This window comes from uncultured Roseobacter sp. (assembly GCF_947496515.1).
Classification (GTDB): domain Bacteria; phylum Pseudomonadota; class Alphaproteobacteria; order Rhodobacterales; family Rhodobacteraceae; genus Roseobacter.
The window spans coordinates 1-26,635 of the sequence record NZ_CANMDB010000019.1 but is presented as its reverse complement, the minus strand read 5'-3'; the positions used below and the strand labels follow the sequence as shown (position 1 = coordinate 26,635).

32 protein-coding genes are annotated in these 26,635 nt (G+C 58.5%); 11 read left to right on the top strand and 21 right to left on the bottom strand.

Annotation, left to right across the window (positions count from 1 at the left end):
• Positions 1 to 39: 39 nt before the first annotated feature.
• The gene (locus Q1A53_RS21560) at positions 40 to 1,404 is read left to right on the top strand and encodes a type II and III secretion system protein family protein (protein WP_299970827.1); all 1,365 of its coding nucleotides are present in this window, start codon (positions 40 to 42) and stop codon (positions 1,402 to 1,404) included.
• A 4-nt stretch (positions 1,405 to 1,408) separates the two neighbouring features.
• The gene (locus tag Q1A53_RS21555) at positions 1,409 to 1,675 is read left to right on the top strand and encodes a hypothetical protein (protein ID WP_299970823.1); all 267 of its coding nucleotides are present in this window, start codon (positions 1,409 to 1,411) and stop codon (positions 1,673 to 1,675) included.
• 5 nt (positions 1,676 to 1,680) lie between these two features.
• Here the strand turns inward: Q1A53_RS21555 and Q1A53_RS21550 are convergent, their stop codons facing one another.
• The 5 genes from Q1A53_RS21550 to Q1A53_RS21530 form a co-directional block, all read right to left on the bottom strand.
• Positions 1,681 to 3,006: a pilus assembly protein TadG-related protein gene (locus Q1A53_RS21550; RefSeq protein WP_299970820.1), complete on the bottom strand. Its 1,326-nt coding sequence runs from the start codon at positions 3,004 to 3,006 to the stop codon at positions 1,681 to 1,683.
• A 1-nt stretch (position 3,007) separates the two neighbouring features.
• Positions 3,008 to 3,979 (bottom strand): type II secretion system F family protein, encoded by a 972-nt coding sequence (locus Q1A53_RS21545; RefSeq protein ID WP_299970817.1) that lies wholly within the window; start codon positions 3,977 to 3,979, stop codon positions 3,008 to 3,010.
• Between the two features lies 1 nt (position 3,980).
• Positions 3,981 to 4,826 (bottom strand): type II secretion system F family protein, encoded by an 846-nt coding sequence (locus Q1A53_RS21540; protein WP_299970814.1) that lies wholly within the window; start codon positions 4,824 to 4,826, stop codon positions 3,981 to 3,983.
• A gap of 145 nt (positions 4,827 to 4,971) precedes the next feature.
• Positions 4,972 to 6,402 (bottom strand): CpaF family protein, encoded by a 1,431-nt coding sequence (locus Q1A53_RS21535; protein WP_299970811.1) that lies wholly within the window; start codon positions 6,400 to 6,402, stop codon positions 4,972 to 4,974.
• A 111-nt stretch (positions 6,403 to 6,513) separates the two neighbouring features.
• On the bottom strand, positions 6,514 to 6,702 hold the full coding sequence (locus Q1A53_RS21530) for a Flp family type IVb pilin (RefSeq protein ID WP_299970808.1): 189 nt from the start codon (positions 6,700 to 6,702) through the stop codon (positions 6,514 to 6,516).
• Positions 6,703 to 6,966: 264 nt separating this feature from the next.
• Here Q1A53_RS21530 and Q1A53_RS21525 point away from each other — a divergent pair, with 264 nt between their 5' ends.
• From Q1A53_RS21525 to Q1A53_RS21515, 3 genes are all read left to right on the top strand, one after another.
• Complete coding sequence (locus tag Q1A53_RS21525) at positions 6,967 to 7,428, top strand: pilus assembly protein N-terminal domain-containing protein (RefSeq protein WP_299970805.1); 462 nt, start codon at positions 6,967 to 6,969, stop codon at positions 7,426 to 7,428.
• A gap of 253 nt (positions 7,429 to 7,681) precedes the next feature.
• Positions 7,682 to 8,635, top strand: a complete 954-nt coding sequence (locus Q1A53_RS21520; RefSeq protein ID WP_299970802.1) for a FecR domain-containing protein — start codon at positions 7,682 to 7,684, stop codon at positions 8,633 to 8,635.
• A 17-nt stretch (positions 8,636 to 8,652) separates the two neighbouring features.
• Positions 8,653 to 11,379, top strand: a complete 2,727-nt coding sequence (locus tag Q1A53_RS21515; protein WP_299970799.1) for an EAL domain-containing protein — start codon at positions 8,653 to 8,655, stop codon at positions 11,377 to 11,379.
• 537 nt (positions 11,380 to 11,916) lie between these two features.
• On the opposite strand, the gene Q1A53_RS21510 is transcribed toward Q1A53_RS21515, so the two are convergent.
• From Q1A53_RS21510 to Q1A53_RS21490, 5 genes are all read right to left on the bottom strand, one after another.
• Positions 11,917 to 12,549, bottom strand: coding sequence for a tyrosine-type recombinase/integrase (locus Q1A53_RS21510; RefSeq protein WP_037306600.1), 633 nt, complete (start codon positions 12,547 to 12,549; stop codon positions 11,917 to 11,919).
• A 261-nt stretch (positions 12,550 to 12,810) separates the two neighbouring features.
• On the bottom strand, positions 12,811 to 13,272 hold the full coding sequence (locus Q1A53_RS21505) for a DUF411 domain-containing protein (protein ID WP_299970790.1): 462 nt from the start codon (positions 13,270 to 13,272) through the stop codon (positions 12,811 to 12,813).
• 40 nt (positions 13,273 to 13,312) lie between these two features.
• Entirely contained in the window at positions 13,313 to 14,701 is a 1,389-nt protein-coding gene (locus Q1A53_RS21500) for a multicopper oxidase family protein (protein WP_299970788.1), read from the bottom strand.
• Positions 14,698 to 15,657 carry a CopD family protein gene (locus tag Q1A53_RS21495; RefSeq protein WP_299970785.1) on the bottom strand — a complete coding sequence of 320 codons (960 nt, stop codon included), beginning with the start codon at positions 15,655 to 15,657 and terminating at the stop codon, positions 14,698 to 14,700. Before Q1A53_RS21495 ends, Q1A53_RS21500 begins: the two co-directional genes overlap by 4 nt.
• A 6-nt stretch (positions 15,658 to 15,663) precedes the next feature.
• Positions 15,664 to 16,011, bottom strand: a complete 348-nt coding sequence (locus Q1A53_RS21490) for a copper resistance CopC family protein (protein WP_299970783.1) — start codon at positions 16,009 to 16,011, stop codon at positions 15,664 to 15,666.
• A gap of 281 nt (positions 16,012 to 16,292) precedes the next feature.
• Between Q1A53_RS21490 and Q1A53_RS21485 the strand changes: the two genes are divergently transcribed.
• Positions 16,293 to 16,751: a c-type cytochrome gene (locus Q1A53_RS21485; protein WP_299970780.1), complete on the top strand. Its 459-nt coding sequence runs from the start codon at positions 16,293 to 16,295 to the stop codon at positions 16,749 to 16,751.
• Here Q1A53_RS21485 and Q1A53_RS21480 read toward each other — a convergent pair.
• Complete coding sequence (locus Q1A53_RS21480) at positions 16,748 to 17,299, bottom strand: Crp/Fnr family transcriptional regulator (protein ID WP_299970777.1); 552 nt, start codon at positions 17,297 to 17,299, stop codon at positions 16,748 to 16,750. The two genes, Q1A53_RS21485 and Q1A53_RS21480, sit on opposite strands and share 4 nt — an antisense overlap.
• 65 nt (positions 17,300 to 17,364) lie before the next feature.
• Here Q1A53_RS21480 and Q1A53_RS21475 point away from each other — a divergent pair, with 65 nt between their 5' ends.
• The gene (locus tag Q1A53_RS21475) at positions 17,365 to 17,946 is read left to right on the top strand and encodes a periplasmic heavy metal sensor (protein ID WP_299970773.1); all 582 of its coding nucleotides are present in this window, start codon (positions 17,365 to 17,367) and stop codon (positions 17,944 to 17,946) included.
• A 209-nt stretch (positions 17,947 to 18,155) separates the two neighbouring features.
• Here Q1A53_RS21475 and Q1A53_RS21470 read toward each other — a convergent pair whose 3' ends face one another.
• From Q1A53_RS21470 to Q1A53_RS21445, 6 genes are all read right to left on the bottom strand, one after another.
• Positions 18,156 to 18,629, bottom strand: a complete 474-nt coding sequence (locus tag Q1A53_RS21470; protein ID WP_299970771.1) for a GNAT family N-acetyltransferase — start codon at positions 18,627 to 18,629, stop codon at positions 18,156 to 18,158.
• Positions 18,630 to 18,705: 76 nt separating this feature from the next.
• Entirely contained in the window at positions 18,706 to 19,077 is a 372-nt protein-coding gene (locus Q1A53_RS21465; protein WP_299970768.1) for a VOC family protein, read from the bottom strand.
• A 48-nt stretch (positions 19,078 to 19,125) separates the two neighbouring features.
• The gene (locus Q1A53_RS21460) at positions 19,126 to 19,782 is read right to left on the bottom strand and encodes a methyltransferase domain-containing protein (RefSeq protein WP_299970765.1); all 657 of its coding nucleotides are present in this window, start codon (positions 19,780 to 19,782) and stop codon (positions 19,126 to 19,128) included.
• A gap of 50 nt (positions 19,783 to 19,832) precedes the next feature.
• A complete protein-coding gene (locus Q1A53_RS21455; RefSeq protein ID WP_299970762.1) occupies positions 19,833 to 20,252 on the bottom strand; it encodes a DUF6326 family protein in 420 nt (139 codons plus the stop codon).
• Positions 20,253 to 20,314: 62 nt separating this feature from the next.
• Positions 20,315 to 20,971 (bottom strand): DUF2306 domain-containing protein, encoded by a 657-nt coding sequence (locus Q1A53_RS21450; protein ID WP_299970759.1) that lies wholly within the window; start codon positions 20,969 to 20,971, stop codon positions 20,315 to 20,317.
• 33 nt (positions 20,972 to 21,004) lie between these two features.
• Positions 21,005 to 21,625 (bottom strand): class I SAM-dependent methyltransferase, encoded by a 621-nt coding sequence (locus Q1A53_RS21445; protein WP_299970757.1) that lies wholly within the window; start codon positions 21,623 to 21,625, stop codon positions 21,005 to 21,007.
• Positions 21,626 to 21,814: 189 nt separating this feature from the next.
• On the opposite strand from Q1A53_RS21445, the gene Q1A53_RS21440 reads away from it, so the two are divergent.
• Positions 21,815 to 22,729 (top strand): LysR family transcriptional regulator, encoded by a 915-nt coding sequence (locus Q1A53_RS21440; RefSeq protein ID WP_299970754.1) that lies wholly within the window; start codon positions 21,815 to 21,817, stop codon positions 22,727 to 22,729.
• Positions 22,730 to 23,020: 291 nt separating this feature from the next.
• Here Q1A53_RS21440 and Q1A53_RS21435 read toward each other — a convergent pair whose 3' ends face one another.
• The gene (locus tag Q1A53_RS21435) at positions 23,021 to 23,476 is read right to left on the bottom strand and encodes a MarR family transcriptional regulator (protein WP_299970751.1); all 456 of its coding nucleotides are present in this window, start codon (positions 23,474 to 23,476) and stop codon (positions 23,021 to 23,023) included.
• A gap of 89 nt (positions 23,477 to 23,565) precedes the next feature.
• On the opposite strand from Q1A53_RS21435, the gene Q1A53_RS21430 reads away from it, so the two are divergent.
• Together Q1A53_RS21430 and Q1A53_RS21425 are read left to right on the top strand one after the other, a co-directional pair.
• Positions 23,566 to 24,165, top strand: coding sequence for an SRPBCC domain-containing protein (locus tag Q1A53_RS21430; protein WP_299970748.1), 600 nt, complete (start codon positions 23,566 to 23,568; stop codon positions 24,163 to 24,165).
• Positions 24,166 to 24,172: 7 nt separating this feature from the next.
• Positions 24,173 to 24,685 (top strand): YdeI/OmpD-associated family protein, encoded by a 513-nt coding sequence (locus Q1A53_RS21425; protein WP_299970745.1) that lies wholly within the window; start codon positions 24,173 to 24,175, stop codon positions 24,683 to 24,685.
• Positions 24,686 to 24,768: 83 nt separating this feature from the next.
• On the opposite strand, the gene Q1A53_RS21420 is transcribed toward Q1A53_RS21425, so the two are convergent.
• Both Q1A53_RS21420 and Q1A53_RS21415 read right to left on the bottom strand, forming a co-directional pair.
• Entirely contained in the window at positions 24,769 to 25,104 is a 336-nt protein-coding gene (locus Q1A53_RS21420; RefSeq protein WP_299970742.1) for a hypothetical protein, read from the bottom strand.
• Entirely contained in the window at positions 25,101 to 25,553 is a 453-nt protein-coding gene (locus tag Q1A53_RS21415; protein WP_299970739.1) for a hypothetical protein, read from the bottom strand. Before Q1A53_RS21415 ends, Q1A53_RS21420 begins: the two co-directional genes overlap by 4 nt.
• Before the next feature lie 108 nt (positions 25,554 to 25,661).
• On the opposite strand from Q1A53_RS21415, the gene Q1A53_RS21410 reads away from it, so the two are divergent.
• Entirely contained in the window at positions 25,662 to 26,414 is a 753-nt protein-coding gene (locus tag Q1A53_RS21410) for a helix-turn-helix transcriptional regulator (RefSeq protein ID WP_299970737.1), read from the top strand.
• Positions 26,415 to 26,448: 34 nt separating this feature from the next.
• On the opposite strand, the gene Q1A53_RS21405 is transcribed toward Q1A53_RS21410, so the two are convergent.
• The coding region (locus Q1A53_RS21405; RefSeq protein WP_299970733.1) for a hypothetical protein at positions 26,449 to 26,635 on the bottom strand (187 nt) is incomplete at its 5' end.

Here is a 26,635-nt window from a genome sequence, read left to right as displayed (position 1 = left end):
CGATTAGCGCTCACCTTGCTCTTGGGCCTTGGCGCTTCAATGTTGCAACCCCACACAGCCCGCGCGCAGACGGGCACCACGGAAGAGTTGGACCTCGCAAACCTGTTCGCACAGAACATCCTCCTGCCGGTCGGTCAGTCCCGCGTCTTTACCACCAACGGTGACGTCGAAAGGCTGATCGTCGGAGACCCCACCATCGCCGATGTCGTGTTGACCTCGCCCACGTCCTTTTACGTGCTCGGCCGCGGGCTTGGCCGGACAAATCTGCAGGTCTTTGCCGGCGGCGGCGATTTTCCAACCGGGCTGATCGATCTGGAGGTGACGGTCGATACCCGGGATCTCGCTTCAACCCTGCGCACTGCGGCGCCCGGTGCCGACATCCGCGTTCAGTCGGTTAATGGTCGGCTCCGGTTGCACGGCACGGTCCCCGATGCCGCAACGCTCGGGCGGGTTCTGGAGATCGCGGCGCAGTACGGATCGGATGAAGTCATCAACGCCCTCCAGGTTCAAAGCCCGCAGCAGGTCTTTCTCGAAGTGCGGATTATCGAGGCCTCGCGGGACGCCAGCCGCGCGATTGGCGTCAACTTCAGCGGAACGGGAAGCAACGGCGGCTCGCTCAGCACGGGGACCGGTCAGCTCCGCGCTGGCCAGCCCTTTGGCACCTTTATCACCACGCTGATCGATGGCGGGACGGATCTCAGCATCATCATACAAGCGCTGGAAGAGCGCGGACTGGCACGCAATCTGGCCGAACCAACGCTTGCAGCACTCTCTGGCGAAACGGCGAGCTTCCTTGCAGGCGGCGAGGTGCCGATCCCTGTCGCCGAAAGCGATGGCCAGGTATCGGTCGAGTACAAGGAGTTCGGCGTGCGGTTGAGCTTCACCCCCGTCGTTCTCGGGACGGGCCTGATCAATCTGACGCTGGAGCCAGAAGTCAGCCAGATCGATCTGACCACCACTTTCGACACCGGCCTCGTTGAACTCCCGAGCTTTTCCACCCGTCGCGCCAATACCACCATCGAACTTGGCGACGGACAGAGCTTTGCCATCGCCGGTCTTTTGCAGCGCAACAACTTTCGTAATCAGGAACAGATACCCTGGATCGGTGATGTACCGATCCTCGGGACGCTCTTCCGCTCCGCCTCTTTCCAGAAAGAGGAAACGGACCTTGTCATTATCGTCACACCGCGGCTCAGCCGCCCGGCAACCGCGCGGCAGAAACTGGTAACGCCTTTCGACCTGACCGAACTGACCAACGAGCGCACATTCTTCCTTTATGGCAAGGCAGAGATGACCCGTGGAGAGTTGCAGCGCAAACTGCGTCGGCGGGGAATTGACGGCCCCTTTGGTCACGTCATTACCTCAGACGCCTATGTTCCGGAGCCGGGTCATGTCGGCAAGTAGGGTCTTGGCGATACTGCTCGCGGGTGTGATCGTGAAGGGCTGTGATCAGCCGATGGGCGCGTCAGACGGTATCTCCCCCACGGCGGGGATGGCCCCGCGCGCAAATGTGCGCACCCAGACCGTCGATCCCGACGCGGGTCTTCGACCGACCCCCAATCCCGGCGGCAGCGGCGCGCGCGCCGCCGGCATCATCAGCCGCTACCAGAGCGTGATGCCAACCGTTCCCGTTGAGACCTCGACGGTAGGCGAGGGAGAGGGAGACGAGGGTTAGCGGGGCTATTCGACAATCCTCACCTGTCGATCGACCAGCGCATCCCGTGTGCCAGCTGCTTGACAATCGACCGCAAGCTCCGAGTTGCCCGTAAAGGTGATGGTGTTCACGACAATCTGCGTGCAACCGCCTGATCCGCCAAAGTTACCGGAATAGTCCACATTCGAATTCGGCGCGTAGACCGCCCCATCGAACCGCGACGCAGCGTTGCCGTTGATCTGATGACTGACACCGCTGTCCGCCCTGCTGCCCATGAGAATGATGCCGGACAAGGGGCCAGTGGTGGGCGCGGCGAGGTTCAGCGTGGCGCTCCCGTTAATGACTGCCCTGGCACCGTTGACGAGGAGAAACGTGACCCCGGTCCCGCGGGCAACCGTTGTCGCGCGCAGCTCGAAATCGCCGCCGTCCACGATGTAAAGCCCGGGGTCGAGATCGACCGTCCCCCGTAGGCTGAGCCCCCCGCAGAACCGCATGGACTTGACGCCAGAGGGGTGGTTTTCAATCGGGCTCACCGTGGTGGTCTGGTTGTTCTTGCCCACAGTATTGCTGGGCTGACAGGTGCCAGCCACACTCGGCTCTGCGACGCCTGCGTAAGGATCCGCCGTGACAGGCGCCTGCTCGTTCGGTGTCGCGCAATCGGTGAGCGTCAAGTTTCCGGTGGCGGACACACCGCCCACCGTGTGCACACAGCCGGTCGTGACAACCGCTGCACCACCCGACATCAGAAAGCTGTTATTGGCGTTCGAGTTCGCCGCGATATCGCATCCGCTGAACCGTACTTCGGACGAGCCGCTCACGGTGACCGCGCCGGAGGCATTCGGCGAGAGCGCGAGTAGGCAGGCGCGCGACCCGCCTGTCACCTGCGCCACGGCACGCACGCCGATCTCGAAAGGGGCCGCAATGAAAAGCCGCGAGAAAAAGCGCCGCTGCTGCCGGTCGAGCGTCACTTCGACAGCGTCGTTGTCTCCGGCGAACCCGCCCGTCACGGGGGGGGAATTGAGCGTGAGATTGCCCAAGGTCTGATCGAACCCTGATGAGAGCGCAATGTCGAGGGCGGAGGCTTCCAAAACCGCCTGTCCGCCGCCGCCACGAAGGGCTACGCCACCCGCATGGGCCGAGAGATCTGCCGCACTCTGGAGCTTGCGCTCCTCAAAGTACCAATAGCCGGTTTCCGCCCCCAAAGCGAGGCCACCAGCCACCACTGGCAGGGTCAGAGCCCCCAATATCGCGATGTTCCCCCGCTCGTTGCGGTGCACGCGCGCGGCAGTCGATACAAGCCGGCTGACGCGTGCCGCGACACGTTCTAGGACATGAAGGACCAAGTGTCGCATCTTACATCACCTCCATAATCGACGGGGCCAGGATGACCGCGAAGAGCACGGGCAGGAAAAATAGGATCATCGGAACCGTGAGCTTGGGCGGCAGGGCGGCGGCCTTCTTTTCGGCCATAGACATTCGCTGGTCGCGGCTTTCCTGTGCCAGAACCCGTAAAGTACGCCCAAGGGGCGTGCCGTATTTCTCAGCCTGAATAAGGCCGGTCACGACGCCCCGAACAGCTTCCAGATCGGTGCGGCGCGCAAGTCCCTCGTAGGCAGTCCTCCGATCCTGAAGATAGGCCAACTCTGCCGTGGTTAGACTGAGCTCTTCGGCCAGGGTCGGGCTGGCACTGCCCACTTCCTCGGCGACCTTTTGAAAGGCGTTCTCGATCGACATGCCGGATTCCACGCAGATCAGCATCAGATCCAGGGCATCCGGCCAGTTGCGGCGAATTTCGTTCTGTCGCTTCGTGACCCGGTTCTTGAGGTAGAGCGCAGGGCCGCCATATCCGGCAGCAGCCGCAAGGAGCGCAATGATCAGGTGGATCGGCAACGCAAATGGCAGGCTGAGCACCACCGTGCAGTAGAAGAGTGCTACGACTCCGAACACCACCATCATAACGACCCGAAGCGCCAGGAACTGGATGACCGCCCGGTGGCCATGAAACCCCGCCCTGCGCAGGTTTTTGGCAATCTCCGCATCATCGAGCTTGGCCGAGAGATTGAAGGCCTCAAACACCACCTGAAGACTGCGGCGTGGTGCATTGCGGCGCAGTTTCCGGGCTTCGCTCTCGGTTGTGTGCTGCGCCCGCGCCCGTGCCGCCATCCTGCTGCGCTCTGCCGCAACCGAAGACAGACGCCGGGCAAGGGTATCGCGCCGTAGCAGCGGAAGCGCCGCGGCCACCACGCCCGCGATTCCCGCGATCCCCGCCATTACCGGGATCAGCCGCTCGGGGTTCTCGATCATACCTGAGAGAAAATCCAGCATATCAGAAATCGAAGTTGATCATCTTGCGCATGACCAGCACGCCGATGGTCATCCACATTCCTGAGATCACCAGCACCAGGTTGCCGCCGGTCTCGGTAAAGAGCAGCGAGATGTAGTCGGGGCTTGTCAAGTACATGATGCCCGTCACCACAACCGGCAGCGATCCGATGATGGCGCCCGAGGCTTTCGCCTCCGAACTCATCGCCTTAATCTTGTCGCGCATCTTGTTGCGCTCCCGCAGCACTGCGGACAGGTTGGTCAGGGAGTCCGCAAGGCTGCCGCCTGTCCTTGCCTGGATGGTGATGACAATGGCGAAGAAGTTGGCCTCGTTCAACGGAACCCGTTCGGCAAAACGTTGTATCGCATCGCTCATCGGGAGGCCGACGTTAAGGTCGTTGAGGATCTTCTGGAATTCCGATTTCAGCGGATCCTTGGTCTCCTGCGCAATGATCCGCAGACAGTCCTGAAACGGCAGACCAGACTTCACGCCCCGTACCACGATGTCGATGGCGGTTGGAAATTCCGACATCATCGCCTTGACGCGGGCCTTTCTGCGCAAGGACAGAACGAGGTTCGGCAGCCCTAAGCCCGCGCCAGCGGCAAAGCCGATGGGCAGGAGCACGCCGTCGCCGACAAGCAGCCCGAAGGCGCCGCCGAGAAGCCCGAGCCCGACCGACGTCGCATAGAAGCGCTTTTTCGACCAGTTCAGCCCCGCCTCGCGCAGGCGCCTGATCAACATCCGGCGATTGGATGCGCGACGGACCTCTTCGACCTCGCGTAGCGCCTGCTTGACAGATCGTTGTTGGCCTGCGTCTCCCCTGGTTTCACTGACGCCCTCGGGATGCACCTGCGCCGCAATTGCCTCGACCCGCCGCGCCAGCGCATCCCGCCCCGTGAGCCTCGGCCACACCAAAGCAATCATCAACCCGCTCACGGTGAGCGCCGCCAGCCCGGCGATAAAGATGGGCATATATGCGAGGAAAGGATCCATCCTACGCTTCCAGATCGCGCCGCATGGAGCGTGGATCGGATCCGTCCAGCGCCTCGGTCAACCGCCCTTGTTCGTTGTAGTACACCGCGCGGTCCCAGAAACCGGGCCGGCCACCACCGTTGGCGCGATGCGTCCCAATGACTTTTCCGTCCTCGCTTTCGCCTGTGATCTCAAACTTGAAGATGTCCTGGGTCGTGATCACATCGCCTTCCATCCCCAGCACCTCGGTCACATGCGTGATGACCCGTCGCCCGTCACGCAACCGGCTGGCCTGTACGATGACATCGATGGAGGACACCATCATCTCGCGGATCGTCTTGGGTGGCAGGCTCACACCTCCGACGGAGATCATCGATTCAAGCCGGGCCAGTGCTTCACGTGGCGAGTTGGCGTGAAGGGTTCCCATGGACCCATCGTGGCCCGTATTCATGGCCTGGAGCAGATCGAAAGCCTCAGCGCCGCGCACCTCACCCACGATAATCCGCTCGGGCCGCATCCGCAGACAGTTCTTCACCAGCTCACGCATGGTGATCTCGCCCTTGCCCTCGATGTTGGCCGGGCGCGTCTCCAGTCTCACCACATGCGGCTGCTGAAGCTGCAGCTCGGCGGCATCCTCGCAGGTCACGATCCTCTCGTCCGTGTCGATGAAGCGCGTGAGGCAATTCAAGAGCGTCGTCTTGCCGGATCCCGTCCCGCCCGAAATCAACGTATTGCACCGGACACGGCCAATAATCCGCAGGATTTCCGCCCCTTGTTCGGAGATCGACCCGAACCCAACGAGGTCTTCAAGCGTAAGCTTGTCTTTCTTGAATTTGCGGATCGTCAGGGTCGGCCCGTCCACCGCGAGCGGCGGTGCAATGACGTTGACGCGGCTCCCGTCCATGAGGCGCGCATCGCAAATGGGCGAGCTTTCGTCTACACGCCGCCCTACTTGGCTGACGATCCGTTGGCAGATATTGAGCAGTTGCTCATTGCTCTGAAACCGGATGCTGGTCTTCTGGGTCTTGCCGCCCACCTCGATAAAGACGTCATCCGCGCCATTGACCATGATGTCCGAGATGTCGTCGCGGCGCAGTAACTGCTCCAGCGGGCCGTAGCCCAGAACATCGTCAATGATGCTGTCGATGAGCCATTCCTGATCCTTGACGGTCAGAGGTATCCGCTTCTCGTCGATGATTTCGGCGGCGATTGCGCCAATCTCTTCGGCCGCTTCGCTACGATCCGTCGTTGCGATCCGCGAGATATCGACGGCATCAACGAGGGCGTTGAAAACCTTGGCCTTGGCTTTGAATACCTCTGAGCGATCTTCTTCGGACTGGGGCGGGTTTGTGTTGGTCTCTTTTGATAGGGGAATGGCACCGGCGGAGGTCTCCGCCGACACGAGCGTAGAGGCAGGCGGTGTGGCTTTCGACTGTGCCCGACCGAATGGCATGTCACGCTCCCTAAAATTGGAAAATGGAAGGGCCGAAGCATTCGACCCTTCCTTCGGTATTTCGTGCGATCCCGGAGCCCAACCGGGCCCGGGATGCAGCGATCGGCTTGATTAGGCCGGTGGTGTCAGAGCTGTTGTGAGAGCGCCGAAGGTCGCGGTCAGCTGTGGGCTCAACAAAGCGATCGCGGCCACAACGACCAGTGCGATGCCTGCTGCAATCAGCCCGTACTCGATTGCCGTTGCACCTTTGCGGTCGGCAACAAGCTCACGCGAATCGATCATCATTTTCTTCATCAACATAACGAGGAAACTCCTTCCAGTGGTTTGCATTGCTCTGCAGTACGCCGAATGGATGGAAACAAATCCTTAATATAACTGATAAAATTGCACTTAAGCCGGGCAACTCGGCTTCAATCAGACAGGCTTTCGAGGTGTGAACATTCTGAATAGCAAGCCAAAATCAGTGTCGGTAATGCTTCCTTTACCAAAGGTGCAATATCTTCCGACGATCCGACCACGCGTTTGGATATTGTTCATAAAGTGGCGATAATGGGACCAAGTTCAGTGAAAGTTGCCATCTTCTTGCCTGGTTGCCGGTCTCGGTGCCGCAATTTTGCCACTCTCTCGTTTTTGATTCTTTTTTTTGTGGCTTCGCCAAGCGGTGTCCTTCGTGCACAAAACGCGGGTTCTGAGGGCATGGAGACGCTCACGCTCCGACTATCGAACGGCGAGGCGCGTCTCAAAACTGCCGCTGAACCCTTCGATACGGTGATTGTCGGCAACCCGGAGGTTGTGACCACCTCGGTTGTCAATGCAACAGCATTGGTGCTGACGGCTCAGGCCGAGGGTCGTACCAATGTCATTCTGCTCAATGAGGATGGTAGAAGGCTGTCGGAATGGAGCGTGATTGTCGATGAAATGACCGGGCATCGCGCGTTGATCTACAGAGGAACGACAAGAAGTGCGCTCTTGTGCAACCCAGATTGCCGCCCGACACGAGAAAACACCGCAAGCGAAAGCCCTTGAGGATAGTGAGGACCTTATGAACGGATCGGAGAAAACTCAAACGTAAGGGACCGATGAGGGGCACGTTAGGGCTGCCGCTGGACGGACCACGGCAATTTCTGCGCTCTAAAATATCTTCGATGATCTACTACCTTCTGGCCGGGTCCAGAAAGCGGAAACCGCTCGTTAACTTAACTCGCGCGGTTCGAGAGTCGTTTTCCAGTTCCTTTACTTCTTCTCTGTATCCTTGCGGCTCTTCTCTAAGAGGTGAGCCATGTTTATCCGCACAATCGTCGCATTTGTTTTCCTGATCACCACCGCTGTCCACGCCACTGCCGCAGGGTGGGAGATCCAGCGTGTTGATGGGAGTGTTCGCATTTCCGTTGACGGCAAGACGTGGACACGTGCAGAGGAAGGGGGGACACTTTCGAACGGAAGCTGGATCCGCACCGGGACGCGGGGCCGGGCGATCCTTGGCCGAGGAGACGAGCGTATCGTTTACCGCGCGGACACCTTGGCCGCCATCTCGGTTTCTGAACCGACGGGACAGCGCACGCAGGTGACGCATCAGCGTGGCTCGGTCTTCTTGTCCGTAACAACCAAAAAGCGCAAACGCACCAGCGTCGTCACGCCGCACCTTGCCGCTGTCATCAAGGGCACGGTTCTGGAGGTGACGACCGACGAACAGAGCGCGTCTGTCCGGGTGGACAAGGGTGTCGTGGAGGTCCGCAATGAGAGAGGCAGCGTCGAAGTTGAAGCCGGTCGTGAGGCGGTCTCCAACGGGCGCGACCTCAGTGTGAGCGCTGCAGAAGTCACCAGCGAGGTTCCGGGCGCCACGAACAGGTTCAGCCTTGAATTGCGAGAGGTGCCCGCCTCGGAACGTAAGGGCAATGCCCGTGCCAGAGGGCGTACAGACGAAAACCGCCCCGGCGCCACTGATGCATCTAACAACGGAAACGGACGCGGACGCGGCAATGGTGGCGGCAACGGCAACGGTGGCGGCAACGGTGGCGGCAACGGCAACGGTGGCGGCAACGGTGGCGGCAACGGCAATGGTGGCGGCGGTGGAAATGGCGGCGGCGGTGGAAATGGCGGCGGCGGTGGAAATGGCGGCGGTGGTGGAAACGGGAATGGTGGCGGGAACGGCAACGGTGGCGGAAATGGAAACGGTGGTGGTAACGGCAAGGGCAACAATGGCAATGGAAAAGGCAACGGAGGCAACAACTGACACCGCCCTTGCAGGTAGTGCGCCATCTGCTGGTTGCGCATCTCGTCGTCGCCGCGGTACTCCTTGCTGACCGCGGCGACGTTTTCCGTGGGTTGAATGAATGGGTCGAAGATCTCAGAACAGGTTTGCTAGACCGTAGCGCCTCGGGCGACTTCGTGTTTGTGGCAATCGATGCACATTCCATCCATGCCGTGGGTAGCTGGCCTTGGTCCCGTCAGATCCACGCCGATATACTCGACAATCTCACCACAGCAGGCGCGCTCGATGTCTTTTTCGACATCGACTTTGCCTTTTCTGCTGACGCTGCCGGTGATGCTGCGTTTGCGGGGGCTCTTGACCGATCAGGGAACGCTTATCTGCCGGTTTTTCAACAGCTCGATCGCACGGCAAGTAGTGAACCGGCGATGAACTGGCCGATGCAGGCTTTTGCCGAGAGAAGCTGGCCAGCCCTCGTCAACGTTTTCAGCGACGCACATGGTGCCGTTCGCTTCTATCCCTACGGCGAGGTGATTGCAGGAGAGTACATCCCCTCGGCGGCCGCCTTGCTGACCGGTACCTTTCTGGAACAAACCGGCAGCTTTCCAATCAACTTCGCTACGCAGCCCGGTAGCGTCCCGATCCTCTCTGCCGTCGACGTTGCGGAAGGCAGGTTCGAACCAGACATCGTCGCCGGGCGATCGATCATCGTTGGGGCCTCCGCCATCGAATTGGGTGATCTTTTTGTCGTTCCCGTTCATGGGGTCATCCCGGGACCGCTGGTGCATGTCCTGGCGGCTGAAACGCTGGCTGCTGGCATCGTTCCAACTACTGTCGCGCGAACGTGGGTCTTGTGTACTCTGTTCGCGCTTGTGCTCCTGCTTCAGACAAAAGCGTTTCAAAAACCGACGGTTCTGCTGTCCGCCGCTGGCCTCGCGCTCTCCCTGAGCGAGGCTGTGGCTTTCGCAGCCTTCGCGCGGCATGCCGTCGTGATCCCGACGGCACCGCTTTACCCCGGACTGCTCGTCTTTTGCAGCTGGTCGCTGCTTTGGTGGCTTAAGCTCAACAGGGAAACCATTGCCCGGCAACGGCAGGAGGTTGCCAACACCTCGGCCTTGCTGAAGCAGGTGTTTGACGACAGTTTCGATGCGATTGCAATTCTTGACGAGACGGGCCGTGTTCAGATGCACAGTGAGTCCGCCGCCCGTCTTTTTAGCTGTAGTGCTGCGGACGACCTTTCGCTTCCCGCCAGGCTCAGAAACGATGCCCTTGATGCTATGCGGACGGGCGATGGCGGAGAGTTGCGGAGCTATGAAGTCGCCAAAGACGACGCCGTGTTTCACCTTGAGTACACGGTGACACCGTCAAAGACAGTGACCTTCGATCGAAACAATGAGCGAACGGTTCGGATCGCCACCCTATCCATCCGAGACGTCACGACGATCAATAAGCAAAAGCGCGACATTGCCTATCTGTCGAGCTACGATACGCTCACTGGAGCGCTCAGGCGCAGCGTATTTCTGGAGTTTATCACGCTTCGAGCCGAGGCTGGAGAACCCTTTGGGATCTTTGTGTTCAACCTGAGCCGATTCAAAACCGTGAATGTTGTTTTGGGCCGGGATATCGGGGATGCTCTTCTTCAGCATATTGTCAAACGTGTAGAGAATGCGCAGCTGGACATTTCCGCTGTCGCACGACTTGGCGGCGACACTTTCGCCTGTTTTACGGAAAATACCGCAGAGAGGACAGATACCTCGGATCTCGCGCATAACCTGAGCGACATGGTCGCCATGCCTTACGAGCTTGAGAATGCAAACGCTCGGGTTGGCGTGAGGCTGGGATACTCCATCATTGATCCAAGCAGTGACTTTTCGGCGGCTCAAGCGCTTTCCCAGGCCGAGGAGGCACTAGATGCCGCCAAACTGGCCGGAGATGACGCACCCCGGGCGTATAGCCCGACGCTTTCAAAGAAACAGTTCAGATCGAGAGCGATAGAGCGCGCGATGGGGCGCGCGCTGGACCGTGAAGAGTTCGAGGTGTGGTATCAGCCGCAGCACCGCGTCGAAGATCTTGAGCTCATAGGCTCCGAAGCGCTCTTGCGTTGGGACTCCGATACGATTGGACAGATCTACCCCGATGAGTTTATCGAGATCGCAGAGTCAACGGGTTTCATAAACGAGTTGGGGGCGTGGGTTCTGGATAAGGCAATCCGTGATACCATGACGCTGCCGTCCCCCCTGGGCGTTGCCGTCAATGTATCGGGCATCCAGATGACGGCAGACAACATCGTCAGCGATATCAGCGCTCTGTTGCAGGAGACCAAATTTCCAGCGTCCCGCCTCTGCCTTGAACTCACAGAGACCGTCTTGTTCGACAGTACAGGAGAGCTCGTAGAGAAGATGCGCGACATTCAGTTTCGCGGTGTCTGCTGGGCGCTAGATGATTTCGGAACGGGGTATTCCTCGTTGGGATATATCTCACAACTTCCGATCGAGAAGCTCAAGGTTGACAAGTCTTTCCTGCTTGGTCTGCAAACCGATCCAGCCGCCGAAGCAATCCTGACTGCGGTTAGTGACCTGTGCTGCGGTCTTGGGATGACCTTGCTCTGCGAAGGTGTCGAAACGGACCAGCATCTGAGGTTTCTCAAAACCCACCGCATGGCCGAGGCTCAAGGATACTTCTTTGGCAAGCCGATGCCTTTTTCGGAGTATCAATCCTATGTCGCGACCAGTTCGCGTTCAAAGGCACCGCGCAGAACTGTAAAGTAGAGAGAGCTGATCTCATTATTGGCTCACCGGCGGTTCGTTTAGCTGGGCCGGCAGTAATTTTGGTTGGTTCTGTCTCAAGGTTGCCGAAGTGACGCATTGCGCCGACAGTGGATATGGGCCGTCACTTTGCTTAAAGCCTAGTTGTCAGCCGGCATAGCCGCTTTTCAGATGATGACCGTGAAGAGCCCAGAGTAACCGATGGTACAAGACGCATGGATGTCGGCTTTGGTGGATCACACCATCTATGCAGCACGTTAATCAAAAAAGGTTTTATTTGGCTCCACGCGGCGTTCCGGAAGCCCGCGTGTAGACTCAAGCGTTGTCCAAACCGCTCCAATCGGCTGCCGTTTTGCGACCATTCGCTGCAAGCGCGATATCAATAGCTCGCCGAACTTATACATCGCGAACCATCTGTGAGTTTGAACCAACTCAGATTTCGCTGTTGCGGCGAATGGCGGTTTCAATGGGATGGACCGCAGCGTCGCGATCCAAGGTCGAAGGTCAGCAATGGGCCGCCATTGAAAGCGGCCCATATGTTTAGATTTCAATAGCCTCCGCAATGGCCAAAGCGTCCTCAAGTTCAACGCCGAGATATCGAACGGTGCTGTCCATCTTGGTGTGTCCCAGTAAAAGCTGAACTGCGCGCAAATTGCCCGTCTTCTTATAGATTTGAGTCACCTTGGTCCTGCGCATCGAATGGGTTCCATATGCTGTTGCTTCCAAGCCGATTGACGTGACCCAGTCGCGGACAATCCGTGCATACTGCCGGGTTGAGATGTGCAGGCGCTCGTGGAACCGACCCGGCCACAGGTACTCCGAGCCGACCATGAGTTCATCTTCCATCCATTTCTCTACGGAGGCACGTGTGCCTTCAGAAATTTCGAAGCGTACCGGTTTCTGTGTTTTGCTTTGCAAAACCGACGCCCGCTCTTTGATTTGACCAGACGCCATGACGTCGACGACTTTCATCTTCACCAGGTCACATCCGCGCAATTTGCTATCGATGGCCATATTGAAGAGTGCGAGATCACGGTGGTTCTCGGCCAGTTCGAGTCGCACCCGGATTGCCCAGACATGCTTTGGTTTCAATGGTCGTTTCTGACCGACGATGCGTCCTTTGTTCCAGGCTGGTCGAAGCGCACGAATGGCGGGTAAGTTTGGTGTTTCCATGACTGATCCTCCGATCCGCCACGCCCTCCCAAAACGACAACCCGACGTTGACGCGGACATCATAACACAGAAGGCTGCGCTGCCTCCGAGGTCAATTGAGCGCCCAATCTCCGAAATGCTGCACTTCGTGTAAACCGCAGAAACCGCAGTAATGTGACGAATGCGGGTATTGGACTGCCCATGTCGCCTCAGACCGCGGCAACTCGACTAGAAGAGCGGAAACCTGAGAATTCAGTCTCCTCCGTCCCATATCGCACCAATTTACGCATGGCTCTCAAAGACGTCGATTGAGCCATCACGCAAAACCAGCAAAGTGTCGTAGGCGTCGCGCTGGTCGCCCATTTCCATGCCCGGTGAACCAATCGGCATGCCGGGCACCGTCAGGCCGAGCGCATCCGGGCGCTCCATAAGCAACCGCTGGACGTCTCCGGCAGGCACGTGGCCTTCCAAGAAGTAACCGTCGATGAAGGCGGTATGGCATGAGCTCAGCGCGGGTGTAGCGCCTGCGCGATCCTTCATATCCCAAAGCGTTTCCTGATCGACGTCGCTGGCGGTGACATTGAAACCTGCGCGGGCCATGTGCTCGACCCAGGCCGAGCAACAGCCGCATGTCGGTGTTTTAAAGACTTCCAGTCCGCCTGAAGTTGCGAGCGCGGGTCGAGCGATAGACGCGGCGCTCAAGCCAGAGGCAAGGCTGATGAGGATAAAGTCTCTGCGGTCCATGTGGTGTATCTCCCATCTAGGTTGTTCTTCGGGCTGTGCGTTATGAGACGCGCAGCCAGGTCATCATCCCGCCAGCGGCATGTTCCAGCATATGGCAATGCAAGAGCCAGTCACCGGGGTTGTCTGCAACGAAGGCGATCTCGACCATTTCGCCGCGGGTCATCAAAACCGTGTCACGCAATGGGCCAAGGGTGCCGTCTGCAGCGATCTGTCGAAAGTGATGCCCGTGCAAATGCATCCCGTGTGGCCAGGCGGTGTCGTTGGTCATGCTGATCCGCACGGTTTCACCAAGGCTGGCGTCGATCAAAGGGGTGTCGCCCATATCCGCCATGCCGTTGAAGGCCCAGACTTTGCCCTGAGCAGCCATGTCGCGCATGTCCATCATCTGACCGCCTATCATCGCGCCGCGCATGCCACCCATTGCGCCGCCTTCCATTCGCAGTTCAGCGTGTCGGGCGGTTCCTAGATCTCCGAGAGCGGGAACCGGATTTGGCGGGAGAGCGGTCGGTTCGGCCAAGCGCTTCTGTCGGACAGCGCCCCCGACCGGGAATGCCGCGATAGCGTAGCCGCCGTCGCGCTCAACGCTCACAAGGAATGCTTCCTCTCCCTCATCCGCAATCACATCGACAATCAGGTCTGCCCGCTGCGCTGGCGCAAGAACGAAGTCTCCCAATGGCTGCGGTGCCTCCAGCGGCATGCCATCAAGTGCCACGACCCAGCCTTCCAAGCCCTTCGTATCGAGCGAGAAAATCCGCGCATTTGCTGTGTTGACCAGACGAAGACGCATCCGTGAATGCCGGGGCACGTCTCGCGCCCAGGCCCCATCGCCATTCACCGTGATCCAGTTGCCGATCCGTCCGCCATGGGACCAATCGTGCATGTTCCCGAAACCCTCGGCGATCTGGGCCTCATCCGTCAGGCGCCAGTCGTCGAGTAATAGCACCTCGTCAAGATCGACCTCCGGCGCGCCTGTGGCCTCATCGACAATCAAGGCACCGTAAAGGCCACGCGCCATCTGCTCATAGGTGCGGTCGTGTGGGTGATACCAGTAGGTGCCAGCGTCGGGCAGCGCGAAGTCGTAAAGAAAGTCTGCACCCGGCTCGACAGCAGACTGCGTCATGCCAGCCACACCGTCCATGGCGTTTTCGATGCGGATGCCGTGCCAGTGGACCGATGACGCCTGCGGAAGGTCATTCCGGAATAGCCGTGTCATCCGCTGCCCCTGACGCGCGCGCAGGAGCGGGCCGGGCGTCAGGCCATCATACCCCCAAATGCGCGTCTCCGGATACTTGGCTGGTGCAAGCCGCGCGCTGCTCACCCGCGCGTTGAGGATTGGCGTGGCTTCTGCACGCGCAAAGCTTGGCAAAGATGCAGCGGCTGCAGACGCCAAGAGTGACCGATGGAACTGCCTGCGGTTCAGTCGTGTCATGAAGCGTCTCCAAACGTGTGACGCGCCGACGCAGCCGGTCGCGTACCCAATGATGCCTGTTCGCTCTCTCCGTCGCCGGGTGGCGATGAGACAGTGGTGAGCGCTGCCGTCGTGACAAGGATACCTGCCACGAGCGCCACTTCAAAACCAATTGATCGGCGGAACCGCCTGCGCGTGCCCGGCGTCGATGCCAAAAGCGCAGGTGTCAGTTTCAGTTTGTTTACCGCGGCCAGAGTCAGGACACCCGCAAAGAGAACGAGCTTGATCGCAAACATCTGGCCGTAAGGGCTGAAGAGAGCGGATGGTGTCGCAGCACCCAGAAGCACAAGGGCCAGCCCACCCGCGACGACGAGCAGGCCGACAACCCACAGCGCCCGGCGACCGAACTCATGTGCTAAGGCTCCCGCGATTGCGGGTGGGTCGCGCCGTGTCGCACGCACGAGCGGCGCGAAGGCACCGACCCAGAAAGCGAGGCACAGTATGTGCAAGGTGATGAGCGCGCCAAGCATCATCTGCGGCTCGCCGAGCGCGTGACCGCGGAGCGCAAAGGAGCCGGACGCAAGACATGCGCCCACAACTGCGAGGATCCGGCCAGCCCGCGCCCGCCACAGGATACAGAAAATGAGCGCAAGCCCCGCAAGGCGCACAGCTGCACTTGTTCCAAGGGGGCTCTCAGCCACCATTCCAAGGATCATGGGCTCTACCGCGCCGTCCCATGTGCTGCCCATAAGGAAGCTGGCCCGCACAGGAAGCCGCAGCCCGGTAAAGACGGCTGCTGCAAGCGCCGAAAGAACCGCAGTTCGACGCAGCGCTGCGCGTCCGCGCTCACTCACGCCCTGCAAGGAGACGACCACCAATACACTGCCGACAGCAAAAAGCGTTGCCGCATAGGCAAAAGCCTTCACGATGATCGACAGCCATGTGACGGTGTCGACAGTGGCGAGAGTTACCAGCACCGCGGGTCAGTCAGCCAGTTCGAAGGAGAAACTACCTTGCATCGCATGACCGTCAGAGGCCAGACCGCGCCACTCCACGGTGTAATTCCCCTGTGCGAGTGGTTCCGGCTCTGCATGGAACTCAAGTGTTGGCTCCAGCCCGGTTTCACGCGCCATAGGCATCTCAGAGCCTTCCGCGTTGACCAGTCGCACCATGGTGATGCGCATCGGGTCGGCGAAAACCATGTGGATCATCTCGGGCGTTTCGGTCAGTTGTGCGCCGTCGACCGGTGTCGTGCCCTGCTTTTCGGAATGCGCGACAGCCGCCCCGCTCAGAGATAGGAGGATGGCAATGGTCGTGAGTAGGCATCTCATTTTTGAAGCTTCCTTTTCAACTGGGCATGACAGCGGCGATCATATGTACAGGCAGATCGCTGACGCGGGACTTGGCCGAAATTCATGGTGCAGAGACCGTTGGAATATGGTTGTGCAGCCTCCAGTAACCGGAAGGTCAATAGCAAATTTCCGCTTGATCATCTACTAACTGGAGGCCCCATCTAAATGAAAGTCAGAGTTTGAAACGCGATCGGAAGGCACGGCATGAACGCCGCGCCTGCACGGATAAAACCGGCAACGCAGTGGGAGGTCTTCGCTGAATGAGGAAATGGATCATGTTGTCCGGTGCTGTCGTGTTGGTTGCGGCGCTTGCTGGAGTGTTCCTGAACGGCGGGTCGCGACCCCTTCTGGTGAGCTATCAACCGAACCTTGCCCGCGGTGAAAAGATTTACGCAGAGGCTTGTGCCGCGTGCCATGGTGCAAATCTGCAGGGCGAGCCAAACTGGCGGTCCCCCGGAGCGGATGGCAGGCTGCCCGCACCACCCCATGATGCCTCCGGGCATACATGGCACCACCCCGACCGGGTGCTTTTGGACATCACCATGCGTGGCACGGCCGCCGTTGTCGGCAGAGGCTACGAAAGCAACATGCCGGGCTTCGGAGATACCTATTCCGAGGATGAACTGCGCGACGTCCTCGAATGGATCAAGACGCAGTGGCCGGAGCGGGAACGTGCGCACCAAGCGCAAGTCACGGCGCAGGATCAAGCGCAGCATTAGCTTTTTCGGTTTTTGGAAAGTCCGACGCTGCGGCGTTGGGCGATTTCTCGATAGAGCGCCTCAGGCGTGACCGCCAATTCTTGCGCCAATGTTTGCCAATGCCCCTTCGCGGGCAGTGCACCGCCATGATCAATCCAGGCATCGAGACGTTGTCGGACTGTCTTCAACCCTCTGATCTCTGCAAGGAGGCGGGTCGTCTGCACGGTCCGAGCCAAATGTGTAGCCCAAGCTATTGATGTCTCTGGATCAACCTCCAGAGTTTCCATCAGACGCTCAACGCGAAGCTTTCTCAGGCGCGCCGGTTCGACAACCTTCGCATCGCAGTGATAGGCTACTGCATAGATTGACGCTTCCGCGAGGATGTCACCCGGACGCGCTCTTTGAAAACACGTGACTTGGCCACTGATCTGCGTCCGTTCCAGGTGGATGCCCCCGTTTTCAACGAGATGCACAAAGCGCACCGGGTCACCCGCATGGAACAGATAAGCGCCGGCATCCATCTCCATTGGTTCCCCATCGTCAAAAAGCGCTTTCAGAAAATCGTCCATGACATGATCATAATCATGTGTGAGCGGCGTTCGCCATGAGAAGCCTATGAAAAAGGTAACTGATCATGAGAAGACACATCTTTATTGGGTTTGCGGCGTCAGTGTTGAGCATCCCCGTTCTTGCCGATGACAGCCATACACCGTACGCGGGGATGGAATCCCGGGACATCGCAACCCTGTCAGAAAGTGATATTTCTGAACTCGAAGCCGGACGCGGATGGGGGTTGGCATTGGCGGCCGAGCTGAACGGGCACCCGGGGCCAGCCCACGTTTTAAAGCTTGCTGAACAATTGAGCTTGTCATCGGAGCAGCGCGAGCGCGTAGAGGACATCTTCGGGGCAATACAAGCCGAAGCCGTAGCCGCGGGAGCGGTTTTCATCGCAGCAGAACGCGCTTTGGATACGGCCTTCTCAAACGGAGGGGTCAATGCCGCCAAGTTAGAGACTTTGGTCAATGCGGCCGGTCAAGCGCGCAGCAATCTCCGATTTGTACACTTGTCGCGTCATCTTGAGACGCTGGACATTCTGAGCCCCCACCAAATTGCAAGATACAACGACCTAAGAGGCTACACCAACGATCCTTGCGCACAGATCCCTGACGGTCGTGACCCAGAGATGTGGCGACGTCACAATGGGTGTGACAGGTGATCGCGTAAAGGGATCCTCCACGCAGCAGAATTCATCTGCAGCAAAGTCCGCAGACGGTTAGTTAACAGTTCAGGGATTTGCACCCGCAGCGAATGGCCGGTCTGGTGAAGCCGCACTGCGGTACCAGTGACTGCGATGAATGTCTCTTATGGGCCGCGAGCTTCGATATATACTGAAGCTGTCGGATGGCCAAAGATTGGATAGTGCCGTCACTCGGTCACGAGTTGATATTTGAGGAAGGTCGCCCCGTCATAATCGACTTCGCCAACCCGCCAAGCACCAAGTCTGTCGAGTGCCCGCAGGTTCGTGCGTGACGGTGGTAAAAGGAAGGTTACATACGGGATGCGTTCATCGGAAATCGCAAAGTCGATCGCCTTTCGCGAGATGCGCGGCCCGAGGCCAAACATGTCGGGCCGCAAGACCAGTCCGAAATCCCACTCGACTCCTTCTTTTTGAAATCCACCCCAGCCGACATATCGGTCATCGGACAAAAATGCCCAATGTCCAAGTCCATCACGGCGCCAACACTCTTCCTTTTTGGCGACAAACCGCGCCACTATCTCGGCATTCCAAGTAAATTTCAGAAGCGGCATATGCTCGGCCACACGAGGGTCGGACATGTGCGCCAAGATTTCGGCTGGGTCGATTTCCGACAATCGGACGAATTTTATTTCAGATCTCATTGCGGCGTCTTTCGATGTGCTCGTCGCTCATTGTCCTCTGAACGCGAAATTTCAACAGCCAACTCTTTGCCTAGCGTCACGCCGGGACATACGCATTCAGTGTGTTGCCATCCAGATCTCGGATATACCCTCCGTAGAAACCATGATCTCCGCGTGTGCCGAGGGGTCCCTCATCTGTTCCGCCAAGTTCGAGGCACTTGGCGTGAATCGTATCGACAGCTTTTCTGTTGGTCATTTTCAAAGCGACCATCACCCCGTTTCCAACGCTTGCAGGTTCCCCATTGAATGGACAAGCAAGGCATAACGCAGGTTCGGCCCGCGAGCGCCTCCATGCCGCCATGTCGCCGTGTTTCCAAAGGCGGCTTGCACCCACACTCGAAAACAAGGCATCGTAGAATTCCAGCGCGGTCTCGAAGTTGTTGGTTCCGAGGGTAACATATCCGATCATGCTTGCTCTCCGTGATTCTGTGGGCGTCACTTTCAACTCTACGCTCGGCTACCAAGACGCCTGGGTTGCTGTGCCAGACCGCCTTGCAAGTAAGGTCGAGGCCGGACCATGGCTCGGAATTGCCCGCACTTCAAAATTTTCGAAACGCTCGATTGCCTGCATCAATCGGGAGCGGGACATAAACCGGCCGGTCCCGCGAAACAAAAGCGCCTGGCGCATTAGGCTGTCGGCAAGGCCACGGGCAGGCTCATCCGCGCAAAACGCGAGACAAAGCGCGCCGCCGGCTCGAACAACCCTGCAAAGCTCAGTCAAAGCCAGATAGGGATCGGGGACGGTTTCCAGAGCCCAAGCACACGTCACAAGATCGAAGGTGCCATCCTCAAACGGCAAGGACTCCAACCGTCCTTGTATCTTTGGCACAGGAATGTCGGCGCAGCGCGCAAGCATGGCCACAGACGGGTCGAGAAGGGTCATCAAATTCGGCGGCATGCCCTCGGCAATTAATCTACGTGCCAGGTTGCCGGTGCCGCAGCCAGCATCCAAAAAACTCGAATTTGGCGTCGCAAGTGCACGCACCAGACCTTCCAGGGCGGCCTGCGCCTCGCCGCCTGCATGACGCAGCCAGCGATGATGAAGTTTGTCGTATCGAGGTGCGAGCTTGTCATAAAGATCAACCGCATCGTCTAAAGGCGTTTCTGCCAACATCTATTTGGTCCTATTATTCATTCATCGTGTCTGCGGTGCGCGTACGTTTTTTACGGAGAACTTGCGTCGGATTGCGGCGCGGTGTGTTCGTGCTCGGGCCACATCCATGCGGTCCAGAGAATTGCCATTAGAGCCGCGATCTCGATGACGAGGTGAAAGGTGTCATCCATGTCGGTGGGGGGCGAGGAAAGGAGCGTACCCGTCGTGATGATCGCTGCAAGAAAGGTGACAGGGCGACCGATCCTGCGGGTTAGCAGGAACGAAAAGAGCACCATCGCAATCGGCACTTGGACGAGGAAACCGCCCAGAAGCATCAGCCCTTCGGTGATCTCGATGCCGTTGTAATGGCCTGTCAGCAGCATCTCGATATGGGACGCGAGGACAAACTGGTGAATGTCGCGAAAGATGATGTTGAGCAGTATGAACAGCCATAGGGCCGACAGAAGAATATGGGGATCGAGCCGTCTCATTTCGGTGTCTTCTTTCTTTGTTTCTGGAGTTGGCCGGTATCAGGCCGGGAACACGGCCGAGTTCAGATCACGGCACCGGATGTGCGCGCCGCAAAGGCGCGGCGGATCAGGAGTTCCGCAATCGCAAGGTTGATGGCCCACGCCCCAACCATCAGGAGGTCTCGCGAAAATCCCTGCAGTTCGGTGTCAAAGAGGGCAATTGCGACGAGAAAGAGCGCGGTCTGCGTTGAGGCCCCTTGGCCGAGGGCATAGGCGCGCAGCATCGCGGCGCGGTGCGCGGCGACGTCTCGCGACCGGATCGCGACAACAGCCCATGCGATGAGAGCGACCATCGAGAGGCTAAGCGTGACCCTCGCCCCATAAAGCAGTGGTCCCTGCAGGGCGTCGGGAAATGCATAGGCCACGGTCATCCAGAGACCGGTGAGTGCGCTGACGCATCCCGCTGCCGCCACGATCCGCCCGAGGGTCCTGTGCAGGGCGGGGCGGTAGCGCCTCAGGCTCGGCAGGAACTGCACAGCCCCCACAAGGCAGAAAACTGAACTGCCGAGGATATGCAATGTGATCGGGAGGGGATCGATCACCGCACGCGGGTTCGGCGGGATGATCGCCGGAGCGCCGAGAAGTTCCGGAAGCCGGACCAGCCCGACGACTGCCGGAATGAAAGAGTAGAGGAACACGAGGGCAAGAAACGCCCATTCGCGACGGCTGATTAAGTGCATGCTTCGGTCTCTCAGAATAAGGTGCGGTCTGCCTCAGGCGGGCTTGCGCGCGACGATAAAGGGGCTCAGTCGGTTCTTTCCGAAGTACCGCGTCTGCTCGATTTTGAACCCGGCCCGGATCAGGTGCCGCGTCAATTCAGCGCGACTCAAGATGATCACATTAGGCGCGATCCGCACGGCCATGAGCACGCGAACCATGGCTCGCATCCAGCGCGGCGCGTCCTTCAGACAAACCGTTTTTGATATGAAGTGACCGCCGGGTTTCATTTGGTGGAATGCTGCATCCAGCACGGTGGGTATGTCATCCACCAGGTGAAGCAGGCTGAACGCGCAAATGACCTCGAACGGTTGGCCAGGAATGTGTTGCGCCGCCTCCGCCTGAAGAAATTCTGGTGTTCCCGCGGCATCTCCGCCTGATCGTGACCGGGCGATCCGGATCATCTCGGCAGAGAGGTCGGTTGCGGTCACATGAGCGACGACAGGCGCGATCTTACTCGCCGTGCCGCCTGTCCCGCAGCCGATTTCAAGAACGCGATCGGTCGATCGAAGAAGCGCAGTGACGCATTCCAGCTTTTCTTCGTAGGCGGTGACATCGGCGATGGGCTTTTTTGCGTACTTGGGCGCATGCCGGTCCCAGAAGGCTTGGGCAGTCATGTCGGTTTCCTTTGCGTGTTGCACTTCAGGTTTGAAGCAGCGCGGATGGGCCAGTCGTAAGAAACTGGGGAATACATTGTGTCGCTTTCGGTTGCCGAGACCGGGCCGATCTCGTTTCGCAGCCGGTATCATCCATGCGCTCATGAAAGGTCGATTGCCTAAATTCGTCCATCTGCTATACGCTGGTATATGAACTGGCAGGCCGTCTCCTTCGACTGGAACCAGGTGCGCGCCTTCCTCGCGACAGCGGAGGAAGGCTCGTTCAGCGGCGCGGCGCGCGTACTGAAGACAACGCAGCCGACGATAGGACGGCAGATCGGTGCGTTGGAGGAGGCACTTGGCGTCACGCTGGTAGAACGCAGCGTCCGTGGTCTTACTTTGACGGAAGCAGGGCGCGACCTGATTGATCACATGCGCACGATGGGCGAGGCTGCGACGCTCATCTCGATGGTGGCCGACGGTAAATCTCAGGATGTCACCGGAGAGGTCACGGTCACGGGAACGGACCTCTTGTCAGCAGCGATCCTGCCGGGCGTGCTCAAGCCGTTGAGACAGATGGCGCCGGGCATCCGCGTCCGCATTCTTGCGTCGAGTGAGATGCAGAATTTGACGCAGCGCGAGGCGGACATCGCGATACGCCACGTCCGCCCAGATCAGCCAGACCTGATCGCACGGCACTTGGGCGACTTTCGCGCCAACCTCTATGCCGCGTCGGACTATCTCAACAGGGCGGGCCGCCCGCGCACGGCCCGCGACATTGCCGACCATGATTTCGTCGGCAATGCCGATCCGGAACGCCTGATGGCCCCGCTGCACAACATGGGCGTACCCGTCCGCCCGGAGAGCTTCGTCATGTCGAGCGCGAACGGCATCGTGGCGTGGGAGTTGTTGAAAGCGGGCTACGGCGTTTCCATGCAGCCTGAAGCCCTCGGTGACGCCGAGCCTGCCGTCGAGAAGGTTCTACCGGGCTTCCCTTCTCTGGAGTTCCCTGTCTGGCTTGTCACTCACCGGGAGTTACAGACCAGCCGCCGCATCCGTATCGTATTCGACCTGTTGGCCCGGGGTCTGTCAGACGTTGCGAAGCGCCGAAGTGGTGGCGATTAACAGGTGCAAAAGCGCCGAACCCGGAGCAAGTAAGGTCGCGTGGCAATAGTTGAAGCTGCGCTTGCACGAGTTCGTTTTATCCAATGAGTGTACGTTAATGTTGGAAATGCTGCGCAATCGATCAACTTCCGCTTTGGGGAAGCTGCAATGCGGCAACTTATCTCGCGATGAACGGCTGGTTTGGGCCGCCAACTGCCAGGGTATCGGCACCCGGCTGGCAAAATGCTGCGAACGATCTAACGGCGGTAAGGAGCCCAGACCTACCAAATGCTGCATCAGCGCGGATGACCGCTATTCATCTCCAGTGGATGTAACGACTTCATATGCAGAAGAGGCGTCATCGAGATGCTTCACAGCTGCTTTTCGTTCAGCCGAAGAATATTCGGCTGCGATACGCTCGATTTCTCTCGCGACGCCGGAATAGATCGGCCCAAGGGTTTCGAAGAGGTACGGTGTCGGATGGACGATGATCCCGCGCCGGTCGTCCGGATCACGTTCGCGCGTCGCCAGGTTTGCTTTCTCCAATCGGTCGAGCAAGGTCGTAACGGACCCGGTGGTTAAGCCCAACTCGGCTGCGATTGTGCTCGGCTTAACCGGCGCATCGGCAAGAATGTTCAAACACCGCAAATCGTTTCGGCTGACCCCGACTGTATTAGCAGCCTTGGTGTCGAGGCGGTCAATGCTCGCATACAATCTACGGCACGCCGCGACGAGGTCTCGAGGCGTCGTCTCTTCGATAGATGGCATCGGTATGATCCATTTAGCTTGACAATCAAGTTACTTGACATAGATCATCGCCCAAGTGAAACTTGAACGCAAGAACCGTGGAGACTTAGATGGAAATCGCGCTTTATGTCCTGCTAGGGCTGGTCGCCCTTATTGCCCTTTTGTCCGCAGCCGCGCCCACAAAAGTGGAGTACACCGAAGAGATCACGGTCGATGCGCGCATTAGCGACGTCTATGATGATATACGCCTTCAAGAGCACCTGATGCGTTGGTCGGCTTGGCCGAAAGAGACCAAATCAACCTGTACTGTCGAAGGCGCGGACGGCGAAACAGGCGCGAAGACGGTGTTCTTCACCAAAGGCAAACGGGTCGGGTATCAGGAAGTTGTGCGTCTGAAAGAGAACGAAGAAGTCGTCCTCACTCTTGTTGGCCCTGGACCTCCACATAAGCCGAAACTTACGTTCGAACTTCGTTCCGAGGGCGAAGAACGTACCCGCGTCCTTGCCCACTTCGTCAATGAGCTGCCGCGCCCTTTCAACGCGATTTGGAAGTTCGCAGGTCTTACAAAGTGGACGCGAGAGATGCACCGCAAAGACCTGGCCGGGCTTAAAGCCTTCTCGGAGCCACCGCATCGCGATGTCAATGGGGCGCCTGTCGGACGGCCGCCTCAAGGCGTGAACCCTTACGAACATAACAAGCAGGCGGCGTGATCCGGGCATGAGTTACTTCACCCACGACTTCGTCGGCGAGATTGCACTTCATGGTGTCGGGAAGTCGCGAATAATCACCTACAAGGTGTTGTTCATGCCACCACGTTTCGAAACCGAACTTCCATTCAAGACATATCCGCGACTTCGGGTCGAAGGTGAGATTGCGGATGTGCCGGTACGTGGTGCATGGATGCCGGTGGGCGACGGACGGCGCTACTTCATTCTCTCGCCCGACATCAAGGCCAACACTGGGCTTGATGTCGGCGACGAGGTCGAAATGCGGTTCCGGATCGATGATCAGGATTACGTGAATGTGCCTGCCGCTTTGACGGCTGCGTTGAACTCAGACGATACTGCTTCGGCGCAATGGGACAAGCTTACTGCTGGAAAGAAGCGGATGTTCACCAACCACGTCTTCTCGGCAAAGACAGCCTCGACTGAACAACGTCGCGTGGACGAGGCAATGGTTGCGATCATAGACGGGATAACGCTGCGCGATCTGCATCGACGTAGGCGATAGCGTCAAATCGCTACGAATTTGTGACAATTGGTACATTCGCTGCAACTGAATTCCTTGTCCTGCAACGTCGCTTTTCCGAGCATTCAGGCATGCACGCCCAATAGAAGCCGGCGTGGATCGCCGTTCGACTTGCCTGCCAGATAAATCAGATAGGGCGCGAAGAACAAAATACCGAGCGGTGGCGCTAGCATTCCAAGAGCTATGCTGCCACCGCTGAAGCCACCCCGCCACGCCATCCAGATGCCTGACAGAACAAGGTAACAGGCGAAGTCGATATTGAACTGGCCTTGCCAACTGAGCGCAAGGATCGGCATCAGGAACGGCGTGATCAAGTTGATACCGCCATTGGCAATTGCTGCTGCGGTGAACACAACGATCAGGACCGTCATGGCAATGAGGGTATAGCGAAGTCCGGTCATGAGTGTATTCCTTCTCGGTTAAGGCTTGTCGGGTCCGCGGGCCGCCACATCGGGCCAACGACCATCAAGAGGACAAGTACGTTCCAAAGCGCGTTCGGCCAATGTCCCGATGTGATCGAGCCGAAGCTGTCCACAAAGAACCACGCGAGAGCACCGTACAGCACCGATCTTCGCACCGCTTCAGGTGCCGTGTCATAAACCAACGAGGATAGCATCCAGATGGTGACACCCCAGCCCACAAGGAACCCACCGGTCAACGCTGAGAGGAACCGAATTTCCTCGGAGCTATAGGAGGGAAATCCATCTACCGGCCAGGTCAAGATATCGAGACCAAGGCGTGCAAGCTCATTGGTCGCTGGAATTGTTCCGAGGGTCAGCGCAGGGCCGAAGAAACCGATGACCAACGCAGATATTTTGAGCCATCGCTTATGTGCTGAATGCGACGCCATGACGGGCTCCTCCTGAATAAGACAAGGACGTCGTAGCGAAGTCAGCGCCATACTCGCAATTACCTTGGAGGTAAGTGCGCAGTTGATATGATTGCGGTATGAAGAGCCATGAACGACTTCTCCACGACACTTAAGACTTGGCGTGCAGCGAGGCGGTACAGCCAGCTTGAGCTTGCGATGCAGGCTGATATTTCCGCTCGGCATTTGTCATTCTTAGAGACCGGGCGCGCACGGCCGAGCCGAGAGATGGTCGTGCGATTGGGAGAAGCGCTGGAACTACCGCTGGATGCGCGCAACCAAATGCTGACCGATGCCGGTTTTGCCGTTCGGTACGATGCGCGGGACTGGAATGATGAGGCGATGGCACCGATCCGGAGCGCTGTTTCGCGCCAATTGGACCGTCACATGCCATACCCGGGTTTGGCTGTTGATCGCCGCTGGACCATCCGTCAGGCAAATCCAGCAGCAATCGCGCTGTTCGCGCCTTTCGGCGTTGGTGTTGGTGGAAGTCTTTTGGATCTGATGATGTCGGACATACTGCAACAGGTCGTCGAGAATTGGCCTGAAGTAGCGCATCAGGCATCACTTCGCCTGCGCACCGAAAGCGCCGCACAAGGCGGCATTCCAGAGTTTACAGAAGCGATCCGATATTTGACGGCTGCAGCTGCCTCACATGAACCAGCCTCCAGTCCAGTCATGCCGACGATTCTGAAGATGGGAGATCAGCGGCTTTCGATGTTTGCAACAATCTCACAGTTTGGGACACCCCAAGACTTGTTCTTGGACGATTTGAAGATCGAACTCTACTACCCGATAGATGAAGCAACGGCCCAGTTATTTGAGCGGCTTGCCGCGAACTAAGTAGTGAGATTCAATCGCGCTCCCGAGGTTGGTTTCATATCAGGTACGTACGTCTAGGCATCTGCCAAATCGTTAATTTGGTAAGATTGCGGAAAGATAAACTTAAATGCGGACATTGGTGCAGTTGCGGCGAATTCACACTTTGTCTAAGGTTTGTGGCTGCTGTCAGCGTGAGCTGCAGCGGCGATAAATCTGACAAGGAGGAAAGCGCGGGCGGCTTT